This window comes from Lacisediminihabitans sp. (assembly GCF_036569425.1).
GTDB lineage: Bacteria > Actinomycetota > Actinomycetes > Actinomycetales > Microbacteriaceae > Lacisediminihabitans.
In genome coordinates, this window is the sequence record NZ_DATCQQ010000046.1 from 1 (window position 1) to 3,451 (window position 3,451).

General features: G+C 67.9%; 2 protein-coding genes. One reads left to right on the forward strand and one right to left on the reverse strand.

The features are described 5' to 3' along the window. Positions 1 to 112 precede the first annotated feature (112 nt). The gene (locus tag VIM54_RS08395) at positions 113 to 1,378 is read right to left on the reverse strand and encodes a maltose ABC transporter substrate-binding protein (protein ID WP_331900458.1); all 1,266 of its coding nucleotides are present in this window, start codon (positions 1,376 to 1,378) and stop codon (positions 113 to 115) included. A 346-nt stretch (positions 1,379 to 1,724) separates the two neighbouring features. Here VIM54_RS08395 and VIM54_RS08400 point away from each other — a divergent pair, with 346 nt between their 5' ends. Continuing rightward, positions 1,725 to 3,410: a glycoside hydrolase family 13 protein gene (locus VIM54_RS08400; protein WP_331900460.1), complete on the forward strand. Its 1,686-nt coding sequence runs from the start codon at positions 1,725 to 1,727 to the stop codon at positions 3,408 to 3,410. Positions 3,411 to 3,451: the final 41 nt, after the last annotated feature.

A 3,451-nucleotide genomic window follows, 5' to 3' on the forward strand; every position in this document is an offset into this window, starting at 1 on the left:
GGCTCGGGACCGGTGCGTACGCGCCGGTCCCGAGTCGGTGCCCAGTGTCGCGATTGTGCACGTTCGACTGGCACAATCGCGACGAGGGGGACCAGTCGCGATGACTCGGGTTCTAGCCCTTGATCTTCGCGGCGACGTTCGTGGCCGCGGTGGTCCACACCGTTGCCGGGTCGCCGTCACCCTTGGTGAGCTGCAGTTCGGCGGCTCCCCAGTCCGCCCAGACCGATGCCATCTCGGGGATGGCCGGCATGGGAACACCGTCGAGGCCGATGCTGCCGAACGACTTGACGTCGGCATCCGTCTTCGAGACCGCGTCGTAGGCGCTCGTGAGGGCCGGCGGACGCCCGCCCACCTTGTAGAGCTCCTCCTGCACGGCGTTCGAGCCGAGGTAGTCGACCAGGAACTTGGTCGCCGCGATCTTGTTCTTGCTCTTCGAGCTGATGAAGAAGGCGTTCACGCCGAGGAACGGCTTGGCGGTCTGGCCGCCGGCCGAGGGCAGCGCGTCGATCGCGTACTTGATTCCGGCCTCCTTGATGGCCGGCACGTTCCACGGGCCGGTGAGGTAGTACGCCGACTCGCCCTTCTTGAACGCGTCGATCGCGATGTCGCCCGTGATGTTCGGGTTGAGGATGCCCGCGGCGCCCCACTGCTTGACTGCAGCGGCGAACTTGAGGCCGGCCGCGTCGCCGAGAGTGAGCTTGGACGGGTCGTACGTGCCGTCGGCGTTCTGGGCGAAGACGGACGACCCGAACGAGGTCTGGAACGGGTACATGTGGTACGGATCCCCCTGCTTCGGGTCGAGTCCGAGCAGGAACGGGTATTTCACCGTGGACGCGTTGGCGGCCATGGCCGCCTTGCCGTTGGCGATTACCTCGTCGAAGGTCTTCGCCGCGGCGGGGGCGAGCGCGGTGTTGCGTAGTAGGGCCACGTTCTCGATCGAGTACGGTAGGCCATAGACGGTGCCCTCGTAGGTGACCGCCTGGATGGCGACCTTGGCGAAGTCGCCTGACTTGTCGCCGAGCTCCAGCGGGGCGACAACGCCGTTCTTGACGTAGGCGCCGAGCTTGTCGTGCGGGCTGACGATCATGTCCGGGCCTTTACCGGTGGGAACCTGGCTGATGAAGTCCTGGTCGACGGTGGCGAAGTCCTTCACGACGAGCTTCACCGTGACGCCGGTGTCCTTCTTGAACTGCGCCGCGACCGCCTTGAGCGCGGGGGCACGCTGGGTGTCGACCCACAGGGTGAGCGTGCTCGCCCCGCTCTTGGAGAGGTCGCTCCCGGTTGTCGAGGAGGACGAGCAGCCCGCGAGCGTCGTGGCCGCGAGAGCCGCGATCGTGAGCGTGGCGATGCCCAGCCAGGATCGTTTGGTCACCTTCATTGGTGTGCCTTTCTTCTGTGAGAGTGGGAAATGAACCCCTCCGCGCAGTGGCGGGAGGACGTTCTCCCTGAGGCTTTCTGCAAGCGTTTACATGTATAGCAAGCCGGCAGAGCATTCGCAACATGGTGGATCGCATCGATACACGACCGCAAACACCGAGATCTCTCGGCGAATCGGGCGAGCGGGATCGGAGGATTCCCCATTTCCCGGGTGATTCTCGAGTTGTTCTCGACACGATTGCAAACGCTTTCACGCCCAACGCCGCCATCCGACGATTGCCTGCCCGCCGCGAGCGCCGGATGCAACCGCTTCCATTCCGGTAGCCGGGATGCCCTAGGGTTTTCGCATGACTATGGGCAACGAATGGTGGCGTTCCGCCGTCATCTACCAGATCTACCCGCGCTCCTTTGCCGACGGGCAGGGGGATGACGGCGTCGGCGACCTCATCGGGATCGCCGGGCGCCTGCCAGCCCTCGTCGACCTCGGGGTCGACGCGATCTGGCTGTCGCCCTTCTTCACGTCGCCCCAGAAGGACGGCGGCTACGACGTCGCGGACTACTGCGACGTCGACCCCCTCTTCGGCACCATCGCGGACTTCGAGGCGATGGAACGCCGCGCCCACGAGCTCGGCCTCAAGGTGATCGTGGACCTCGTGCCCAACCACACCTCCGACCAGCACACCTGGTTCGTCGAGGCGCTCGCCGCTGACGAGGGCAGCCCGGAACGCGACCGCTACCTGTTCCGCGAGGGCAAGGGCGTCAACGGCGAGCTGCCGCCCAACAACTGGGAATCCGTCTTCGGCGGGGCGGCCTGGACCAGGCTCACCAGGGCCGACGGCACTCCCGGCCAGTGGTACCTGCACATCTTCGACACCTCCCAGCCCGACCTCAACTGGGAGAACCCGTGGGTTCGCGACCAGTTCCGCGACATCCTGCGCTTCTGGCTCGACCGGGGAGTGGACGGCTTCCGGGTGGATGTCGCCCACGGCCTGATCAAGGAGGCCGGCCTCCCCGACTACACGGCCCCGGAATCCGGCGGCAGCATGGGCGGTGGAGCCGTGGGTCTCGAACCGGAGATCCTCGCCCACGCGGACCACGATCCGCCCACGCCGCCTTACTGGGCGCAGGACCGGGTGCACGAGATCTACCGGGACTGGCACACCGTGCTCGAGGAGTACGAGGGCGACCGAGTGCTCTGCGCCGAGGCGTGGGTGGAGCCGCTCGCCAAGCTCGCCCGCTGGGTGCGGCCGGACGAGATGCACCAGGCCTTCAACTTCTCCTACCTCGAGACGCCGTGGAGCGGTCCGACCATGCGCCGCGTGATCGACGCCTCGCTCGAGGCGTTCACCGGGGTGGGGGCGCCGAGCACGTGGGTTCTCTCCAACCACGACGTGGTGCGCCACGCCTCCCGCCTGGCGCTCACCGCCCCCAACCCCCAGGGTCACGGCATCGGCCCCAAGTCGCCCGGCCAGCCAATTCGCGCCCTCGGGCTCACTCGCGCGCGCGCCGCCACCGCCCTCATGCTCGCGCTCCCCGGCAGTGCGTACATCTACCAGGGCGAGGAGCTCGGCCTGCCCGAGGTCATCGACCTGCCGGACGCCGAGCGCCAGGACCCCACCTGGTTCCGCACTAACCACGAGCGCTACGGGCGTGACGGATGCCGCGTGCCGATCCCCTGGGAGGCCGACAGCCCGTCGTACGGCTTCAGCACGGTCGGCGCGAGCTGGCTGCCGCAGCCGGCCGACTGGGGCCCGTATGCGCGTGATGCGCAGAGCGGCGTGCCCGGGTCGACCCTCGAGCTCTACCGCACCGCCCTCGCGGTGCGCGCCGAGCACGATCTCGGTCTCGGCGAGCTCGAGTGGCTGCCGGGCTACCCCGAGACGGTCGTCGCGTTCCGCAACGGCAACATCGTCGTGATCGCGAACACCGGAGGCACCGAGCCCACCCTGCCGGAGGGGGTCGTCGTACTCGCCTCCGAGGCGCTCACCGGCCGCACCGTTCCGAACGACACGGCGGTGTGGCTGCGGGTCTAGACGCCGGCCCGACTACCTTCGTGCCCTGGGGACTTCGTGCC